Source organism: Thermocoleostomius sinensis A174 (assembly GCF_026802175.1).
Taxonomy (GTDB): domain Bacteria; phylum Cyanobacteriota; class Cyanobacteriia; order Elainellales; family Elainellaceae; genus Thermocoleostomius; species Thermocoleostomius sinensis.
The window spans coordinates 218,740-235,705 of sequence record NZ_CP113797.1 but is presented as its reverse complement, the minus strand read 5'-3'; the positions used below and the strand labels follow the sequence as shown (position 1 = coordinate 235,705).

Genomic DNA, 16,966 nt, shown 5'->3' with positions numbered 1-16,966 from the left:
GACAAAAATTTTTATTCTAAACCTAAAAATTCTATGTGCTTATTTTAACATTTTTCTAATGATGCCAAGGTTCTCTGTTAAGATTGCCTCAAGTAAGGGGAGTTGTCTACTGGGAGGGCGAGGAACCCCTCAACCTCATTGCCGTACATCACTGTACAAAGGTCGGTATGTCAGCTTGTGCATACGGGCATCGTTCTCAGCGTTACTACATGAGAGTGCTAATTTGCGCAGCAACACTACTGAGTGGAATTTACGGTCATGAAAGAGCAGGTGGTGGAATTGAAACGCATGAAAGTAGAGCAGCTTCTAACTCAATATCAACAGGGTGAACGCAATTTTCGCGGTTTAGATTTAAGGGGAAAATCGTTTCGTGGTAAGGATTTGTCGGATGCAGATTTTAGCAAAGCTGACATTCGTGGCACAGACTTCACAAACGCGATTTTGAGAAACACAACCTTTGCCAAAGCCAAAGCTGGACTTCAGCCCCACGCCGCTGTGATTATGAGTCTAGTGTTTATTGCCGCCGCCGCCTTGTTGGGAGCTTCAGCCGGGTTGGTTGATCGCGTAGTCGAGTTTCGGTTTCACAGCAGCCACTTGGTTGATCTAATTCCTAAATGGCTGACGTTGGGAGTGCTGATTGGCTTTGCGGCGATCGCCATTCGCAATGGCCTAGCGGCTAGTTTTAGTGTGTTTATCTTAGCGTTTATTTTTTCTGGCATGGTCGCGCTGGCCAGTTCCGCTGCTGTCATTTCGGCTGGGGCGATCGCCATCGCGATTACGGTGGCGTCGTTTGTCGCAGCGGTGACAACGTTTTTGGTCTTGGCTACAGCAGTGACAACCCTAGCTTGGAATGCATGGGCAGCGCTAGCAGTCTTGATTGCGTTTGGGATTCCGTTTCTGCTGATTGCGGTACCTACGGCAGGCGAATCGGCAATCGGACTGGCGATTATTGTGATTGCTATGAGTGCTATCATCACTTGGCGGGCCCTCAATGGCGATCGAAGACATGCTCAGATTATGGCAGTGGCGTTCAATGTAGTCACCAAGTGGGGAACCTCATTCTGGGGAGCAGATCTGACTCGGGCTGATTTCACCGATGCCATCCTCCGCAACACCAACTTTAACGAGGCGATTTTGACAGCGGTGCGTTGGGAAAATGGAGTCATGACCGAGGCCGGGGGCAGCCCCAGTCTGATTTTGAATCAGTAGGTTAAGGTTCCTCTCCAATTCCCGCTGTGTTGGACGGTGTCAGGCGCAAGAGATGGGCTAAGTTCGCGCCCGTGCGTCCGGTTGTGATCCAAAGAATCGAGCGGGCCGCATCCCGCACCACTTTGTCTAAGGGTTCGTTGGCGTGCTTTGAGGGAACCGCGATCGGTTCTAGGGTAATGCCTCGGCTCCCTAGAACAATCTCACCAATGACAACCGCGCGCCGCATGTGATAGTCAGAGGTAATGACGTAGACGCTGTTGATTCCCTGCCGCTGGAATTCATCAACCAAGGTGGTGAAGTTAGTCACAGTATCAACAGCGCGATAGTCTAGATGAACTCGATCGGCGGCGATCCCTGCTTCTGCGAAGAGCCACTCGGCATATTCGGGGTTGCTGCCCGAAGATACCCAAATCGGCAAGGCTGGATGCTGCCGAGCAAATTCCGCCGCGAATTGCTCTCGTTCGGTAGCACCACCCAACACCAAGACTGCCTGTGGAGACGCCCAGAAATCTTCTAAGAGTTGGGAACTTGAACCCAGTAGCAGCATGAGGGAGACTAGCCCTAACAGAGAAGAACGAGACCAAGTTCCCCGGGCTGAACGAACTTGAGATGTCTGCTTTGCCAAAGAAGAACGAAAAAACGATCGCATGGAACCAGAATACTGATGCAGCACAAGATAAGCGATATACCGCCATACCTTATAGCATTATTTATCCCAAGTAGAATCTGTCTTCCGTAGGCGAGTCATCAAATGCAATAATCACCACCGTGATATTATCGCGACCCCCCTTATCTTTAGCAGCATTCACCAGCGCCAATGCCGCCCGATCGCAGGCACGAATGGTTTTCAAGTGTGAGGCAATGAGGGTATCTGATAGTTCTTCGGTTAGCCCATCGCTACACAACAGCAAGCGATCGTGAGGCTGTAGATCAAATGGCTGTACCTCAACGTGCCGGAGATCTTCGCGCCCCAAGCACTTCGACAGAATATGCCGCCACGGATGATTCCGAGCTTGATCGGGAGTAATATCTCCCAGTCGCATCGCTCGTGCCACCCATGTGTGATCTTCAGTGATTTGATGAAGTTTGGCCCCCCGCAAACGGTACAGGCGTGAATCGCCAATATGAGCACACCAAGATTGGTCGTGACGAAACATGACGGCCACAGCCGTGGTTCCCATATCTGAGCGTTCAGGGTGTTTTGATTGGTCTTGCAAAATGGCCTGATTGGCTTTCAGAAACGCTTGCTCTAGCAACACATCTGAGGCTTCCGGCGAGTGCCAATAGTCGTTTAAGTAAGTTTGAATTGCTTGGGTTGCTAACCGACTCGCTTCCTGTCCTCCTGCATGTCCACCCATGCCGTCTGCCACAATAAAGAAACGGCCGTGCGGGTCGATGTAATAGTCATCCTGATTGATAGCACGAAGCAGTCCCGGATCGGTTAGACCCGTGAAAAGGCGTTTCATGGCATAACCAACATCGCAAACGGGATAGACATGGACTTGGACATAAGCTTAAAGCGCTCAGAACATGCGATCGAGCCGATCGAGCCGAATCAACAGTCGGACGAGGGCAACCCCAGCCACCAAGGCTAACAACGCTGCCAGCGCCGCTAACCACAAATACTGATTAATAAACAGAAGGGTAGCAGAGAGAGTGAACGTTCCCACCAGCAAGGTGTAGTTTGTTCCCATATTAACGCCACTAACCCGGCGTAAAGCTCGGTCAGTTTCAGTCGATCGGACTCGGACCCGAATGTCACCACGATCGAGTTTTTCCAGGGTATCTTCTAACCGACGTGGCAACCCCAATGCTGTACTGCTGACTTGGGCAGCTTGTCGCCCCAATTCATTAAATAGCCCATCCGACAGACCGTTAGACTTTGAACCATTGCCATTTGTCATAATTTGCATTGCAAACGGTCTTGCAACCTCCATAAAGTTAAATTCCGGATCGAGTCCCTTGCCCACCCCTTCGAGGGTAGAAAAGGCTCGCATTACAAAGGTAAAGGTAGCTGGAAATCGAAAAGGTTGATCGTAGGCAATTTCATACAAATCATCACTGATTGCCGCCACCGATTGATTTTCAAACGGTTGATCCATAAAGTGATCCAGCATGTACTGAATCGATCGGCGCACTGGGCCCATATCCTCTGCCGGAGCCAGTGCTCCCAATTCAATTAACGACGCCACCACACGATCGGCATCTTTTTGGGCAATTCCAAAAAAGGTATCAAGCAATTTCTCACGTGTGATGGGATTAACTCGTCCCATCATGCCAAAGTCATAGAAGATCAACGACCCGTCGGGGCTAACAGCAATGTTGCCTGGATGCGGATCGGCATGAAAAAACCCATCATTCAGTAACTGTTGCAGATAGGCCTTGGCTCCTAAGCGGGCCAGTTCCTTGCGATCAAGTCCAGCAGCTTCCAGGGCCTCATAGTGGCTAATTTTGATACCGGGCATATATTCCAGCGTCAAAATCCGAGGAGAGCTATATCGCCAGTAAACTTTGGGAACCTTGACCCAATCTTCCTCGCGAAAATTGCGGCGAAACGCATCAGCATTGCGCCCCTCGTTGAGATATTCAATCTCTTCCCACAAAATGCGACAACATTCACCATAGATGCCAATCCAATCGCGTCCTCGTCCCCATTTAGGATGTTTTTGAAAATAATGGGCAATACCCTTGAGAATTTCCAGATCGATGGTAAATAGCTTTTTCAAACCAGGGCGCTGCACCTTCACTACCACCTCTTCGCCCGTGTGAAGTTGGGCCCGGTGTACTTGCCCCAGACTGGCTGCTGCAATGGGAATCGGGTCGAAGCTGCTATATAGAGCAGGAATGGACTTGCCAAAATCTTGTTCAATGATTGTCTCAACCTGCTCGTAGCTAAACGCCGGCACTCGATCTTGAAGTTTTGACAATTCCTCAACAAATTCAGCCGGAAACAAATCGGCACGGGTAGAAAACATCTGCCCCACTTTAATGAACGTGGGCCCTAAATCCAGCAGCGTTTCTCGAATCCAAACAGCTAGGGATCGACGGCGCTTCGTTCTGGCTTCGTCCGTCATACCGTTTGGATAGGTCCAAGCTTTGTTATAAGCCCACTGTGCTGCTAGGAGCTTAAGGACAAAGGCCCAAATGTCGATCGATCGACGGCGTTTCGAGTAATTCTCTCGACTCCAACGATAGGCCTTGCCACTCAATTGATTGCGGTTCCAGCGTGAACCAGTTTCTACGTCTCCCATGTAAGGCTGTGAGTCACTCATCCCGCGCACGTGATCAAGAGCGATTGCGATATCGCTGTAGTTCGGCTCGCAGTTGAGCCGTTTCTGCCCGCAAATCATCAATCATGGCCTGTAAATCTGTGGAAGTGGCCGCGTTGGTAGAACCAGACGATCGTCCCTGCATCGTCATTTGCTCAGCATAGGATGCCCGTTGCAGCACCTCTTCTGTAAACTGACGCAAGCGCTCTCGCTGTTCTGCATCAAATTTGCCAAGCTCGCTTAGAGCATTGGTCACGGCATTTTCAACCTGTTCTCCAACTGCTTCTGCAAATGCTCTGCCCACAAAAAAAGCATGTACCAAAGGGTTGCTCATAAATTAGTATGTGCCTATGCTCCGCCAAGATTATAGCTTGACTGCCCTTCTGAGGACTAGGGATCGAAAGGTAGGGATTTTGGCATCGAGGGTTGGGGGTTGAGATTGAAATAGTTGAGATTGAAATAATAGTAGAGTTCTATGGTTTCAGGCTAGGGTGAGGTAAGGCTGCACAGGAGCAGGATATGAGTGAAGCGGTGGCGACAGAGTTTTGGCAAGGGGTGGAGCAGTTCAACCAGGGTGAATACTACGCCTGTCACGATACCTTAGAGGCAATTTGGATTGAAGCTTCTGATCCGCAAAAAACTTTTTATCAAGGAATTTTGCAAGTTGCAGTTGCACTTTATCATCTAGGCAATCAAAATCTGCGCGGCGCTACAATTTTGCTGGGTGAGGGAATTAATCGGCTGCGGCGCTATCAACCCGATTTTGCCGAGATTGATGTGGCTGACTTGGTGAATCAATGTGTGAATTTACTGGTAGTGTTGCAGCATGCTACTCCAGACCAAGTTCCTCTGTTGGCGGCATTGGTGCAATCAAATCATTCAGCGGCTGATGCCGATCGCCTTACTTTACCTTTACAATTACCAGTCATTGCCAAGGTATGCAGCTAATCAAGGATTGGCTTAAACTGCGTCCAGTCTATGCGGCTGCCGTCTTGTTACGCTCATCATTTCTGTCCGGTTGGATGATTGCAGGGATGATTAGTGATGGTAGAGTGCAGGTTAAACACCCTCTAACGATCGTTCAGACGACCCTTTGTTGAACATTCCCTTTACAGGGTCTCGTCAGGTTAGGTCATAAAGTCAAACCAGTAAAGCCAAACCAGCGAGTGTGAAAGCACCGTTGAAACATTCAATCGGCGATTTGCTTCTTAACTTAAATATACTGATTAAATATACTGATGGGGTAGCCAAGTAAACTAACATACAGCTAGACAGTTAGATAGACCAGGCCAGACATAATCGCCAAGACAGTAGGGTATCACTGCTAATATTCACTAGTTCAGTTGTTATTTTTGATTCATCGCTTATTTTCTAGTGCTATGGTGTCCGTCTCTCGATCGTGGTATTGGTTCAAATTTCAGTGGCTGGGGCTAGCGCTCTTATCAATTTCTACATTGATGGGCGTAACCCTCACTCCTGTCACCTTTCCTGAGTCTGCTCAGGCACAGACTGCCAACAGTAGTCAAGCGTTGACTTTAAGGGCTGATGTCCAAGAAGCCAACGCTATTACAGGTGTGATTACAGCCCGTGGCAATGTGCAAATCAATTACCCGGCTCGCCAAATTCAAGCAACAGCCGTGCAAGCCCAGTATTACAGCCGCGAACGCCGGATTGTGTTGACTGGGGATGTTTATGTATTACAAGCAGGAAATAGTTTGCGCGGCGAGATCATTACCTATCTGGTTGATGAAGGACGATTTGTAGCCCTTCCTGACAGTGGGCAACAGGTAGAATCCATCTATCTTATTCAAGATACAAATACCGTTTCTACCACAACTGGTTCATCGGTTGGTTCATCAAACGGTTCACCAACTGGTTCGACCACAGGAACGGTAACTGAGGATAATCCGTTTAATCCCAAGCCAGAGTTTAAAGCTCCTCTGAGTCCTTAAACTTGGTAATTCCCATCCTATAGCGATCGGGGGACTTCGCTTTTGCTAAGATTTGTAGCGCTCTCTGCTACAATCAAGTCCTGAACTTTGATCCTGGCAGTTCTTGAGAGCAACTCGTTGAAAATAGTGCTAGAGAAAATAGTACTAGAAAATGTTCACAAAGCTTATGGTCGGCGCGTCGTAGTCAATCGCGTCTACTTGTCTGTTTGTCGTGGTGAAGTAGTGGGGCTATTGGGACCTAATGGTGCTGGTAAAACCACAACGTTTTACATTGCGACAGGTTTAGAAAAACCTGACCAAGGCAAGGTCTGGCTTGATGAGCAAGATATCACGTGTTTGCCGATGTTCGAGCGTGCTCGGTTGGGAATTGGCTATTTAGCACAAGAACCCAGCGTGTTTCGCCACCTCAGCGTTCAAGACAATATTCTTCTTGTGCTGCAACAAACGGGCATTCCAACCGATGAACATCACGATCGGCTGCATTATTTGCTCAAAGAATTTCGGTTAGAAAAAGTAGCAAGAACTCTGGCAAATCGCGTATCGGGAGGAGAGCGCCGTCGGACAGAAATCGCCCGTGCCTTGGCAGCGGGTCCGCATGGCCCCAAATTTTTGTTTTTAGATGAACCCTTTGCAGGCATTGACCCCATTGCGGTCGCTGAAATTCAAGACATCATTTCGCGATTACGCAGTCGGCAGATGGGAATTCTTATCACTGATCACAACGTTCGAGAAACCCTAGCCACGACTAATCGATCGTACATCATGCGAGATGGTCAAATTTTGGCTGCCGGTAGCTCGGATGAACTCTATGAAAATCCGCTGGTGCGACAATATTACCTTGGTGAAAGCTTTCAACTGTGATGAAGGAGATCTATGTCCGCTGGTTTCTCGAAGCTTCCTCGCCTGCCGTTCCGCTGGGATGGGGCATTCAAACTCTCTGTCATGGATCGCTACATCGCCACAGAATTGATTGCGCCGTTTTTGTTTGGAGTAGGAGCCTTCTCGTCGTTGGGGGTGTCCGTAGGGGCCCTGTTTGAACTGATTCGCCGAGTCACGGAATCCGGCTTGCCGCTTTCGATCGCTTTTAAGGTACTGCTGCTGCAATTTCCCCAGTTCATTGTTTACTCGTTTCCTACCTCGACGCTGATGGCTAATCTCATGACCTACAGCCGCCTGTCGAGTGACAGTGAGTTGACAGCCCTGAAGTCCTGTGGCGTGAGTGTGTATCGCATGGTGTTGCCGGCTTTGGTGTTATGTACGTTGGTGACAGGGCTAACCTTTGTGTTCAATGAGTCGATCGTTCCTGCCTCTAACTTTCGAGCCACTACCACCCTGTCCGAGGCTCTAAAAAGCGATGAGCCATTATTTCAAGAGCGTAATATCCTCTATCAAGAATTTCGCAATGTTGAAGATGAAGATGGCGATCGCGAAGAAGTCTTATCACGGCTATTCTATGCCAAAGAATTTAATGGGCAGCAAATGTTAGGGTTGACCATTCTAGATTTTTCCCAAAACGGTCTCGATCAGATCGTTAGTGCTCGATCAGCAGAATGGAATAGCGATCAAAAAACTTGGGATTTTTCTGATGGCACGATCTACGTAGTATCGGCTGATGGTAGCTTTCGCAACATCGTTACCTTTGAACAGCAACAATTGCAATTGCCTCGCGCTCCTCTAGATCTGGCCTCTCGCAAACGTGACTACGATGAGATGAATATCGCTGAATCGCTAGATTATTTAGAAACACTCCGGCAAAGCGGTAGTGAAAGCAAAATTCAAAAGCTACGAGTACGAATTCAGCAGAAGTTGGCTCTACCGTTTGTCTGCATCTCCTTTGGGTTAGTGGGGGCCGCTTTGGGTACACGACTGAATCGCACTGGGCGGGCTACGGGGTTTGCTATTAGTTTACTGATGGTGTTTGGCTATTATCTATTAACCATTCTCAGCGGAGCATTTGCCCAAGTTGGCTATATTCCCCCTGTGTTAGGAGGATGGTTGCCCAATATTTTTGGGTTAATTATTGCGATATGGTTGCTGATCAAATCCTCTCAGTGAATGTTCTCGCTCAATCATTTCTATTGTTAGAATTGATACAGTCTTATTTTGTCTTAATTTTAATGCTTCAGGAGGGCTTTATGCCCAGTGTCAAGCTGTTACCGGCCTCGGTGCGGTATTTGAAAGCACGCTTTACCATTCTTAAGCGTCCCACAGTCTGGATCTCTGGTTCTCTCTTCATGGCAGCAGTGGTACTGCTAGCTGAATATTGGTCTGAGTCGCAGCAGTTTGCAACTAATCACCGAACCGATCGCCCGATCGCCACCCCAATTGCTACCGATCTGCTTGAATCCGACGCTGAATCAGTATTGACCCCACTTGATCCCTATTCGTCTGTCGATGATTTAACCGTTGAAGACATCGCTGCACTAGCTGATGCAGAGTCTCCAATAGCAAATCTGCGGAAGACCGAGACCGATCTGTTGAAGGATAACCTGACCTGGCTAGACGCACCCGCCGATTTAGAAGCGCTGTTGCTCAATCCTCTGTTTGCTTCAACTTCGGTTCATAGCCGTCTAGTTTCTTCCGAGACCGAGTTGGTCATACCCCAATGGAACGATCCGTCTTTCTCAGAAGCACTGCGCTCAACTGGATTGTCTGCTGATGTGGCTAAACGGGTGGAACCATCCCAAAGTGCTGTGATAGGGAGCATTGTCACATTCAATCGACCCACTGCGTCCGCGTCTAGCTTCAATTCGTTGCAAGCAGCAATCGAGCGCCACAAGTTAGCTGACGCTCAAGAAAACAATGCTGTCGATGATGCGGCTCAATTGTCTGCCTCTCCCAGCCAACGTGTCAATTCAACGACATCCACCACATCAACGACATCCACCACAGGCGATCGAACTGCACCCGCTACAGCGCCGCTTTCCTGGCCACAGTCTACCAATGCAGTGCAACCTCAGCCCTTGCCAGGTCAGCCTGCGTCGCTACAAACCCAACCCTATCCGCAATTTCTGCCGCAAACGTCTCCTGCCCCTGGAACTACAGGCTATACCTTGCCCCCTGCTTTGAGAACGCCCATCGGGTTCGGATCGATCAATAGGCAGAGCCACGAAGATCGTCCGTCTGCTGTACAACCAGCCCAACCTGGCTTAAACGCTGTGCCGTCCGAGGCATCGCTGCCGTTTTCAATTCCTCGTGCCGTTCCGGGTCGATCGATGGGTGGTGGAGCCATCAATACGTTTTCCAATCCGTAGAACGCAAAATGGCGAACAAAACGCCAAACAAAAAAAGGGGCATTACGCCCCCTCTTACGGTTTCTATCAACATCTCCACCATGGGTTTAAATGTGATGCCGTGATGCATCCAAAATCTTCAGCCTAACCGTCTACTAATTTAACGGTTAAACTATGGTCACAAAAATGGTCAGACCAGGCTTAGTTTTAGCAACCCAGCAAACTTACTCGGCCGCTCCAGTGCTATCTTGCGTGGTGTCTTGCTCCATATCATCCATATCCTGGGCAGCATTACCGCCACCGGGGCGTCCCCTTCTCATACCTCGTCCCGTGTTCGTGCGTTTGCGAAACTTGCGGGCATACGCTAAGTTACGGAGTGCTTTTTCTTTTTTTAGGTTGCGGCGTTTAGCCATTCTAAACCTCTTTATGCGAGTGGGCTAAATAGTTCATTAGTTGGGCGAAACTGGTGGACAAATGGCTGGAGCAGAACGATGTAAACTGAATCTAACTCCGTTGCGTCATTTCCACAGAATTCTCATTCTACCAAAATTTTTAGTCGGATTTGAACTCCAACATGGACTGGGCAAATTGTAGGGCTTCTTCACGGGTTTGCAGCTTGTTTTCCACTTTGGCAAGCTGGATGGCTTCTAAAAGCTGACCAATTTGTGGTCCAGGAGGTAGCTGTAACGCCGACATCAGATCTCGCCCAGTGACAGGCAAGGTTGGATGGGCTACGGGATCATCTGGTGTAAGAAACCGTTGGATCAGAGGCGCGATCGCTTCGATCGTTGTACCCGATGCCACCGCTAGTACCGCTAAAGCAGGAAAGGCGACCCCAACCGCACGAAATAGCGTGTACTGCTCTTTTAACGACAGCGCAGCTAACCGAGTTGCTTGCACCTGCGGCCAAGCTTTAAGCACCATCAAAACCGACTGAATTTCTGCCCGACTATACTTTAAACGCCACAACTCTCGTTCGGCAACGGGTAGATCGGGCGACACCAAGGCCGTCAACTTTGCTAGCTTCAGCCAACTGCGGCCTGTTCCAGACACTCGCTGTTGATCGCGAATCCAGCCCGACAATTCTAGGCTTGGCCAGTCTTGTTCTAAGACTACTGCGGCTCGATCGATTTGTTCAATAGTAACCAGGCTAGCAGTGCTGGCATGGGGCAACCAGTGTGCCAACAGCCCATCGTACCAAGCTCGTTGCAAAAAGGGCGTGCCTTTGGCAGCACTTAACAAATAGCCAAGCTCGGCCTGAACTCGTTCAGCTGCAATAAATTGCAGCAACCCAGCAAGTTGCTGAATTATTCGTTGTGTGTTGGGTTCTACCACAAATCCAAGCTGAGCGGCTTGACGATAGGCCCGCAGTAGCCGTAGTGGATCTTCTTTCAGGTTTTCGATCGCAATCATCCGCAGCCAGCCCTGTTGCAAATCTTGATATCCCTGCAAGGGATCAAGAATCTCCTGACTGTGGGGACTGTAGGCAATCGCATTGACGGTAAAATCTCGCCGTTCCAAATCTTCTTCTAAGCTATCCCCCACCTGTTGCGCAAAATCGACGGTTGCCTTTTCAAACACCACCCTGGCAATTTGTCGTTCTGCATCCAACAGCACAAACCCTGCCCCATAGTAGTGGGCGATTGCCTTAGCCGTTTGAACTGCATTGTCAGGCAGCACAAAATCTAAATCTAAATATTCCGCCTGTCGTCCAAGTAACGCATCGCGCACGCTTCCTCCCACAAGGTAGGTAGCTGGTGGCAACAAGGCTAAATCGATCGGCCAAGTATGCGGTGATAGAACCGAAGCGGGCATCTCCCGTAACTGAGTAGACGGCAACAGAGAAGTGATATCCAACAACGACGTAGGTCCAGTGGCTAGAGAATAGGTCGTGAGAGTTAGGTCTTGAACAATAGGTCTTGAACAATATGACCAGGGCGGCTACTGCAAATTACTTCATTTTGCAACATTCCTCATCCGCCCATTCGTGTTTTGGCAAAACTCAGGTACAGGAAATTATAAAGACCTGAGCAACAACTGAAAGAGAAAGCTGCAAGTATAACCTTGCAAATTTCCTATGATCTTATAGTAAGGTTTTCACTGCGGCCACCGCTCGTGCAGATAAACTCGCTGACGCTGCGGCCGCAGGTTTGGTTGTGCTTGTTCTCCCAGAAGGTGAAACATTTCTTGCCCTCACTGCCTGCGAGCCACAAAAGAAGGCCCATCGGCTGACTGCCCCATTTCGGTGGGCGATAAAGTCTTCAGCATGAAAATTAACTCTGAAAATTAACTCCAATTTCCAATACACCAGCAAGTTGTGGAATCACGTTGTCCCGCTTAGCGACGCGTCCATCCCGCAGGACTTTAAAGCGGCCTAATGCCTACCTACGCAATTCCTAGCACTAGCTCAACTCGGCTAGCCATTTCCAACTCGGCTCCTAGCACCCTGCTAGGGGTGACTGTGCCCGGCGGGAACCCACCTTTCAATCACCCGGATTAACGCTGAACCCAGCGACACCCGATAGCCCTGCCCCGATTCCCACCCCATCCCGACGCCCGCGATCGGATGGGTAACTACTCCCTTTCCCGATTCCAATCTCTCACCCTCCTTAGAACAAAAGGTAATGCAGGCATAAAGCCTATGTTGCCAAGCTATCGTAAAGGGTATGGGAAAACATTTTCACTTTAAAAGATAATTCAAAAGTGATTGTAAACTGTTACTCTTCTGCGGAAGCAACACGGGTAATGAATGCGATTAGATTCTGAATTAATCCAGACATGATAAAAAGAAGCTTTATCAACATTGAGGAACTCAAAGAACAGATAGTCAAAACTATTGAGGCATTGCTGTTAGATAAACGGCATCAGGTCCGCTACATTACCGCATAGAAAGCGCCGATCGTCCCAACAACCCCTATCTCCATAGACGATGGCTGGACCCGTTCGATCGCCTGACCTGGTACTGGGATGGCTCCCACTGGCTGAGTAGCTATGAATCCCGAAATGACGATTGCCATCCTCACCTTCGTTGCCTTCTCGATTCCGATTGTCGGGACACTGTGGAAGATTTTTGCGGTTCGAGAAAGACTTCAAACCCAAATTCAAACGGTCAATCATCGGATTGATTTAATTGAGACTCATTTTGAGAGCTTCTTGAGAGCTTCAACACTCAGCACATCACTTCCTACAATGGCTCGAAAGAACTTGCAGGGCACATTCGCGCTTGCTCGACTGAGCAGGAAACCAAACTCAACGATCGCTTAGTGGAGATCGAGTGCTTTCTTGAGAAAACTACCACCTTCCAACGCAGGCGATCGTAGCGGTAGAAGTAGAGACTGGCGTAAAGTACCATGATCCCGGAAGATATTAGGTAGCTTTAGCTAGCAGGGACTTGTCATCTAGGCGGTTGGTTAGTGTTTTACTGTTGGCTCGATTGTGTTCCCGAGTGTTGGCGCAACTCTGCGAAACGCTGAATGAGCATTCGATCGAATCGAGCGATCGAAATCGAGTGCACGATCGATCAGCGATCGTGCAGAGCGCTTTCTCTGGAATTAGTCAATCGCTATCGGTCACTAGCCAATTATTCTGCTGATAGTTGCCACGGCTAGCTTGCTCGTAGCTGATAGTTTCGTTCCTTTCGTTTCGGTACGACTCACACTGATGATGGACTCTGATCTCTCGCAACCAGCGGCTTCAGCAGAGGAACTGTTGGAACTGGCCATGCGATCGGGGGCAGATGCGGCCGAAGTATTTCAATCGCAGTCGCTCTCTCGTCCCGTGTTTTTTGAGGCTAATCGACTTAAACAACTAGAAACATCCCAATCAGAGGGCATTGCTCTGCGGCTTTGGCGTCAAGGGCGTCCAGGTCTGGCAGTTGCCTATGGAGCCGTGACACCGCAGTTGTTGGTCGATCGGGCGTTGGCGCTTAGTCAACTCAATGAACCAGAAACAATTGAATTATCGCCTGCGTCGCACAAACACTATCCTGATTTAGGAGAATCTGTACCAGTAGAACAATTGGTGCATTGGGGACAAGAGGCGATCGCGTTAATTCGCGATTCCTATCCAGAAATTCTTTGCACCGCAGAATGGGAATGTGATGTTGAAACCATTCGCTTGATTAGCTCAGCAGGAGTCGATTGCGGCTATACTGATACCACCTTAAGCTGCTATCTTTCGGCGGAATGGGTGCGAGGAGAAGACTTCCTCAGCGTTTCCGATGGCCAAACTCAGCGGAATGTGCTTGACCCGGTTCTGCTCGTAGACCAAATTATTCAGCGCATTGAATGGGCTCAAACTAATGTAGCTCCGCCGATCGGCAAAATCCCCGTTCTATTTACTGCCAAAGCGGCTGATATGCTGTGGGGCACCGTTCAAGCGGCTATGAACGGTAAACAAGTAGTAGAGCGAGCGTCACCGTGGAGCGATCGGCTTGGGGAACCAGTGTTGTCATCCCAGATTACCATTTCTCAACAGCCCGACCATGGACCCTTTAGCTGTCCGTTTGATGACGAAGGCACCCCCACCCAACCCATCACATTTATTAAAGATGGAATATTGCAGCTTTTCTATACCGATCGAACGATCGGACGAGCTTTGGGCAGTGGCACAACGGGCAATGGCTTCCGCCCCAGCTTGGGCAGCTATCCTACACCTGGCTTGTATAACTTTGTGATTCAGCCGGGGTTGATGACCTTTGCCGAGCTAATCAAATCCTTGGATCAAGGCATCATTGTCGATCAAATGCTCGGAGACGTAGCCGGGATGTCGGGCGATTTTTCGGTCAACGTCGATTTGGGCTATCGCATTGAAAAAGGGGAAGTTGTTGGACGGGTAAAGGACACAATGGTAGCTGGTAATGTATATGCTGCGCTGAAAAATTTAGTAGCTATGGGAAGCGATGCAGAATGGAATGGCTCTTGCTACACGCCTTCTGTGATTGTCGAGGGTTTGTCAACTACCGGCAGACTTTAACGCAAGCTTGAGCACTCCTCTTTGTTGTGCAGCCCTATTTTGTAGCGTTTTTAAAGCACCGTATTGACTCTATTTCCGCTACAGTTAACGATCGCAGTTATATTCATATTTACGAAACTCCGTCCTATGGCCCCTCATGTAATTCGCACAGATCAAGCCCCTGCTCCCGTTGGTCCATACAATCAAGCGATCGCCGCGACGGGGCAGTTTATCTTTGTCGCTGGGCAAATTCCACTCGATCCCAACACGGGCACAATTGTCGGCGACGATGATGTTGCCCAACAAACTGAGCAGTCGATCGCTAATTTGACAGCGATTTTGACCGCCGCAGGGGTTGGACTCAGTGATGTGGTTAAAACCACAGTGTTTTTGGCAGATATGAATGATTTTGCAGCGATGAATGCGGTATATGCTAAATACTTTGCCGAAGAGACGGCTCCGGCCCGCGCCTGTGTAGAAGTATCTCGGTTGCCCAAAGATGTACGGGTTGAGATTGAATGTATTGCGGTCAAAGCATAAGCTGAATAGAGAAGGGCGAGACTGTCCCGCCCCTCAATCAATCATTCCAAACACTGCAAAATTGACCCTTGCAAGATTGACGAGACAATACCTCTAAGCTTCTCGCCGCAGGGCAGCTTCTACCTGCTTAAATTCCAGTTCTAACCGATTCTTCAACTTCTGTGGTACTGGGCGATTCGGATACGAAGTGTAGTGTCCCGCCAGCGAATTTAAAGCGGTGCGCATGGTGGTAAAAGAGCCTAGTTTCAACAAAGAATTATCCCGACGATATCGCGAGATGAAGTCATTAATTTTCTGCTTAGCTTCAGCTTGGGCAAAAGTTTTGTCAGGCGAATCGTCAGGCAACTCCAGCGCTCCTCTGAGAGTTTCAATGAGAGCAAGGCTGTCTTGGCGATAGTCCCCGGACATGCCAGCAGGTGAAGCCGAGCAACCCATGAGACCTATAACGCAAACCAGCACTAGAGCAAGAACACGAGACAAAATTGTTTTCATAAAACCTCAGTAGAGAGCGCCATCATGTTTACCATGATCCCGCTTTAGCGTAAGAGGGGGATCAAGAGATTTATTACAAATTGTATCGTGATCTGAGAGCTTGAGGATGATTTGCGGGGAGAGCCTCAAGTCATCTCGTCATTAACAGGTGCTCACCTAAATCAGAACTTAATCAAGATTTAATGATGATTTAAAGAAGATGCTGGCTAAATCATGGTCGATCAAGAAGAGCCAGTTTATGGTGGGAACAAATCAAACCACAACGTGTTCTCAATCAAACGTGTATTTGTCATTCATATAGAAATTTGTCATTCGTACATAGGGGTCACTCATGCGGGTGTTGTACCTAATCCAAACATTTAAAAACTTGCCTCAAATTGTTCGGCTTGTGCGTGTGATTCGACAGTCCGACCCGTCGGGAGTCGTTTTGATCAGTCATAACCGGGAAGCATTCATCCTGGAGAGGGCTGCGTTTGAAGGGCTGACTGATGTTTACATTGTGAATATTTCAAATGGTAGCCGGATTGATTTTTCACTTCCGGCTTCTTATTTAGCTGCCCTTGACTATGCGCAGAAAATTGGGCTTCGTTTTGATTGGGTCATTAATTTAACCGGACAGTGCTACCCTGTGCGGCCGCTGCGCGAGTTTGTGAGTTCATTGGAGCAGTCCCAAGTAGATGCCTTTATCGATCATCGTCAAGTCTTCGATGTTCAAGGGCGCGGTGGCGGCATCTGGCCCTACGACGAAGCCCACGGTCGCTATCATTATCAGTACTACTGGCGATTGACCCGTAGGGAACCTGCACGGGTATGGCGCAAGGTGTTAGGAGCGATGCGGGTAGCGCTACACAAGGTTCAACCTTGGGTGCGTTTTGATACTAGCTATGCCTTACAGATTGGATTACGCGATCGATCGGGCATCATTGGAGCTACATTCCCGCTATTTGGCGGCTCGTACTATATGACTCTATCCTACCGAGCAGCCACTTATCTTTGTGAATTCACCCGATCGCATCCGAACGTGGTGCTACATTTCAGCCGCATGAATGTACCGAGCGAAGTTTACCCCCACACAGTGCTAGCAAACAATCCCGATCTAACACTCAGTGGTAAGCAGCATTTCTTTATTGACGTTGCCCACAACGAACGAGGTCTCCCCTGTATCCTGACAATGAAAGATTTAGATCGGATTGCGGCCTCTGGGGCCTTCTTTGCCCGCAAATTCGATCCAGCCATCGACAGTACGGTGCTGGACTGGCTGGATCGGCGAGTGTTGGGGACGGCATCAGGCTTGCCAACGGACATTCAAGCAAGCTAG

The 16,966-nt window shown here is 49.0% G+C and carries 19 protein-coding genes; 10 read left to right on the top strand and 9 right to left on the bottom strand.

Annotated elements, in window-relative coordinates:
* Nucleotides 1-258 precede the first annotated feature (258 nt).
* The gene (locus tag OXH18_RS00965; RefSeq protein ID WP_268610549.1) at nt 259-1,209 is read left to right on the top strand and encodes a pentapeptide repeat-containing protein; all 951 of its coding nucleotides are present in this window, start codon (nt 259-261) and stop codon (nt 1,207-1,209) included.
* 1 nt (nt 1,210) lies between these two features.
* Here the strand turns inward: OXH18_RS00965 and OXH18_RS00960 are convergent, their stop codons facing one another.
* The 4 genes from OXH18_RS00960 to OXH18_RS00945 form a co-directional block, all read right to left on the bottom strand.
* Complete coding sequence (locus OXH18_RS00960; protein WP_315874804.1) at nt 1,211-1,756, bottom strand: YdcF family protein; 546 nt, start codon at nt 1,754-1,756, stop codon at nt 1,211-1,213.
* Nucleotides 1,757-1,919: 163 nt separating this feature from the next.
* Complete coding sequence (locus tag OXH18_RS00955; protein WP_268610546.1) at nt 1,920-2,675, bottom strand: PP2C family protein-serine/threonine phosphatase; 756 nt, start codon at nt 2,673-2,675, stop codon at nt 1,920-1,922.
* A gap of 57 nt (nt 2,676-2,732) precedes the next feature.
* Nucleotides 2,733-4,460, bottom strand: a complete 1,728-nt coding sequence (locus OXH18_RS00950; RefSeq protein WP_268613261.1) for an ABC1 kinase family protein — start codon at nt 4,458-4,460, stop codon at nt 2,733-2,735.
* A gap of 34 nt (nt 4,461-4,494) precedes the next feature.
* A complete protein-coding gene (locus OXH18_RS00945) occupies nt 4,495-4,812 on the bottom strand; it encodes a DUF6825 family protein (RefSeq protein WP_268610544.1) in 318 nt (105 codons plus the stop codon).
* Nucleotides 4,813-4,997: 185 nt separating this feature from the next.
* Here OXH18_RS00945 and OXH18_RS00940 point away from each other — a divergent pair, with 185 nt between their 5' ends.
* The 5 genes from OXH18_RS00940 (at nt 4,998) to OXH18_RS00920 (ending at nt 9,684) form a co-directional block, all read left to right on the top strand.
* Nucleotides 4,998-5,426 (top strand): DUF309 domain-containing protein, encoded by a 429-nt coding sequence (locus tag OXH18_RS00940; protein WP_268610542.1) that lies wholly within the window; start codon nt 4,998-5,000, stop codon nt 5,424-5,426.
* Between the two features lie 431 nt (nt 5,427-5,857).
* Nucleotides 5,858-6,430 carry an LptA/OstA family protein gene (locus tag OXH18_RS00935; protein ID WP_268610541.1) on the top strand — a complete coding sequence of 191 codons (573 nt, stop codon included), beginning with the start codon at nt 5,858-5,860 and terminating at the stop codon, nt 6,428-6,430.
* Nucleotides 6,431-6,547: 117 nt separating this feature from the next.
* Nucleotides 6,548-7,291: an LPS export ABC transporter ATP-binding protein gene (lptB, locus tag OXH18_RS00930; RefSeq protein ID WP_268610540.1), complete on the top strand. Its 744-nt coding sequence runs from the start codon at nt 6,548-6,550 to the stop codon at nt 7,289-7,291.
* An 81-nt stretch (nt 7,292-7,372) separates the two neighbouring features.
* Nucleotides 7,373-8,485, top strand: coding sequence for an LptF/LptG family permease (locus tag OXH18_RS00925; protein WP_315874801.1), 1,113 nt, complete (start codon nt 7,373-7,375; stop codon nt 8,483-8,485).
* An 80-nt stretch (nt 8,486-8,565) separates the two neighbouring features.
* The gene (locus OXH18_RS00920; protein WP_268610536.1) at nt 8,566-9,684 is read left to right on the top strand and encodes a hypothetical protein; all 1,119 of its coding nucleotides are present in this window, start codon (nt 8,566-8,568) and stop codon (nt 9,682-9,684) included.
* 203 nt (nt 9,685-9,887) lie between these two features.
* Here the strand turns inward: OXH18_RS00920 and OXH18_RS00915 are convergent, their stop codons facing one another.
* The 4 genes from OXH18_RS00915 to OXH18_RS00900 form a co-directional block, all read right to left on the bottom strand.
* Nucleotides 9,888-10,076: a hypothetical protein gene (locus OXH18_RS00915; RefSeq protein WP_268610534.1), complete on the bottom strand. Its 189-nt coding sequence runs from the start codon at nt 10,074-10,076 to the stop codon at nt 9,888-9,890.
* 139 nt (nt 10,077-10,215) lie between these two features.
* Nucleotides 10,216-11,520 carry a CCA tRNA nucleotidyltransferase gene (locus OXH18_RS00910; RefSeq protein WP_268610533.1) on the bottom strand — a complete coding sequence of 435 codons (1,305 nt, stop codon included), beginning with the start codon at nt 11,518-11,520 and terminating at the stop codon, nt 10,216-10,218.
* Between the two features lie 592 nt (nt 11,521-12,112).
* On the bottom strand, nt 12,113-12,259 hold the full coding sequence (locus tag OXH18_RS00905; RefSeq protein WP_268610532.1) for a hypothetical protein: 147 nt from the start codon (nt 12,257-12,259) through the stop codon (nt 12,113-12,115).
* A 277-nt stretch (nt 12,260-12,536) separates the two neighbouring features.
* Nucleotides 12,537-12,680, bottom strand: a complete 144-nt coding sequence (locus OXH18_RS00900; protein WP_268610530.1) for a hypothetical protein — start codon at nt 12,678-12,680, stop codon at nt 12,537-12,539.
* 374 nt (nt 12,681-13,054) lie between these two features.
* On the opposite strand from OXH18_RS00900, the gene OXH18_RS00895 reads away from it, so the two are divergent.
* From OXH18_RS00895 to OXH18_RS00885, 3 genes are all read left to right on the top strand, one after another.
* Nucleotides 13,055-13,255, top strand: a complete 201-nt coding sequence (locus tag OXH18_RS00895) for a hypothetical protein (protein WP_268610528.1) — start codon at nt 13,055-13,057, stop codon at nt 13,253-13,255.
* 71 nt (nt 13,256-13,326) lie between these two features.
* Entirely contained in the window at nt 13,327-14,637 is a 1,311-nt protein-coding gene (locus tag OXH18_RS00890; RefSeq protein ID WP_315874800.1) for a TldD/PmbA family protein, read from the top strand.
* Nucleotides 14,638-14,763: 126 nt separating this feature from the next.
* Entirely contained in the window at nt 14,764-15,156 is a 393-nt protein-coding gene (locus OXH18_RS00885; RefSeq protein ID WP_268610524.1) for a RidA family protein, read from the top strand.
* 93 nt (nt 15,157-15,249) lie between these two features.
* Here the strand turns inward: OXH18_RS00885 and psb27 are convergent, their stop codons facing one another.
* Nucleotides 15,250-15,648, bottom strand: coding sequence for a photosystem II protein Psb27 (psb27, locus tag OXH18_RS00880; RefSeq protein ID WP_268610523.1), 399 nt, complete (start codon nt 15,646-15,648; stop codon nt 15,250-15,252).
* A 367-nt stretch (nt 15,649-16,015) separates the two neighbouring features.
* On the opposite strand from psb27, the gene OXH18_RS00875 reads away from it, so the two are divergent.
* Entirely contained in the window at nt 16,016-16,966 is a 951-nt protein-coding gene (locus OXH18_RS00875) for a core-2/I-branching beta-1,6-N-acetylglucosaminyltransferase family protein (protein ID WP_268610522.1), read from the top strand.

Bases quoted from the DNA above. Each gene is read 5' to 3' on its own strand.
- OXH18_RS00955 (WP_268610546.1), bottom strand. From the start codon at position 2,675: ATGAAACGCCTTTTCACGGGTCTAACCGATCCGGGACTGCTTCGTGCT.
- OXH18_RS00900 (WP_268610530.1), bottom strand. From the start codon at position 12,680: ATGGCAATCGTCATTTCGGGATTCATAGCTACTCAGCCAGTGGGAGCC.
- psb27 (WP_268610523.1), bottom strand. From the start codon at position 15,648: ATGAAAACAATTTTGTCTCGTGTTCTTGCTCTAGTGCTGGTTTGCGTT.
- OXH18_RS00920 (WP_268610536.1), top strand. From the start codon at position 8,566: ATGCCCAGTGTCAAGCTGTTACCGGCCTCGGTGCGGTATTTGAAAGCA.
- OXH18_RS00940 (WP_268610542.1), top strand. From the start codon at position 4,998: ATGAGTGAAGCGGTGGCGACAGAGTTTTGGCAAGGGGTGGAGCAGTTC.
- OXH18_RS00885 (WP_268610524.1), top strand. From the start codon at position 14,764: ATGGCCCCTCATGTAATTCGCACAGATCAAGCCCCTGCTCCCGTTGGT.
- OXH18_RS00950 (WP_268613261.1), bottom strand. From the start codon at position 4,460: ATGGGAGACGTAGAAACTGGTTCACGCTGGAACCGCAATCAATTGAGT.
- OXH18_RS00925 (WP_315874801.1), top strand. From the start codon at position 7,373: ATGGATCGCTACATCGCCACAGAATTGATTGCGCCGTTTTTGTTTGGA.
- OXH18_RS00890 (WP_315874800.1), top strand. From the start codon at position 13,327: ATGGACTCTGATCTCTCGCAACCAGCGGCTTCAGCAGAGGAACTGTTG.
- OXH18_RS00960 (WP_315874804.1), bottom strand. From the start codon at position 1,756: ATGCTGCTACTGGGTTCAAGTTCCCAACTCTTAGAAGATTTCTGGGCG.
- OXH18_RS00945 (WP_268610544.1), bottom strand. From the start codon at position 4,812: ATGAGCAACCCTTTGGTACATGCTTTTTTTGTGGGCAGAGCATTTGCA.
- OXH18_RS00935 (WP_268610541.1), top strand. From the start codon at position 5,858: ATGGTGTCCGTCTCTCGATCGTGGTATTGGTTCAAATTTCAGTGGCTG.
- OXH18_RS00915 (WP_268610534.1), bottom strand. From the start codon at position 10,076: ATGGCTAAACGCCGCAACCTAAAAAAAGAAAAAGCACTCCGTAACTTA.
- OXH18_RS00965 (WP_268610549.1), top strand. From the start codon at position 259: ATGAAAGAGCAGGTGGTGGAATTGAAACGCATGAAAGTAGAGCAGCTT.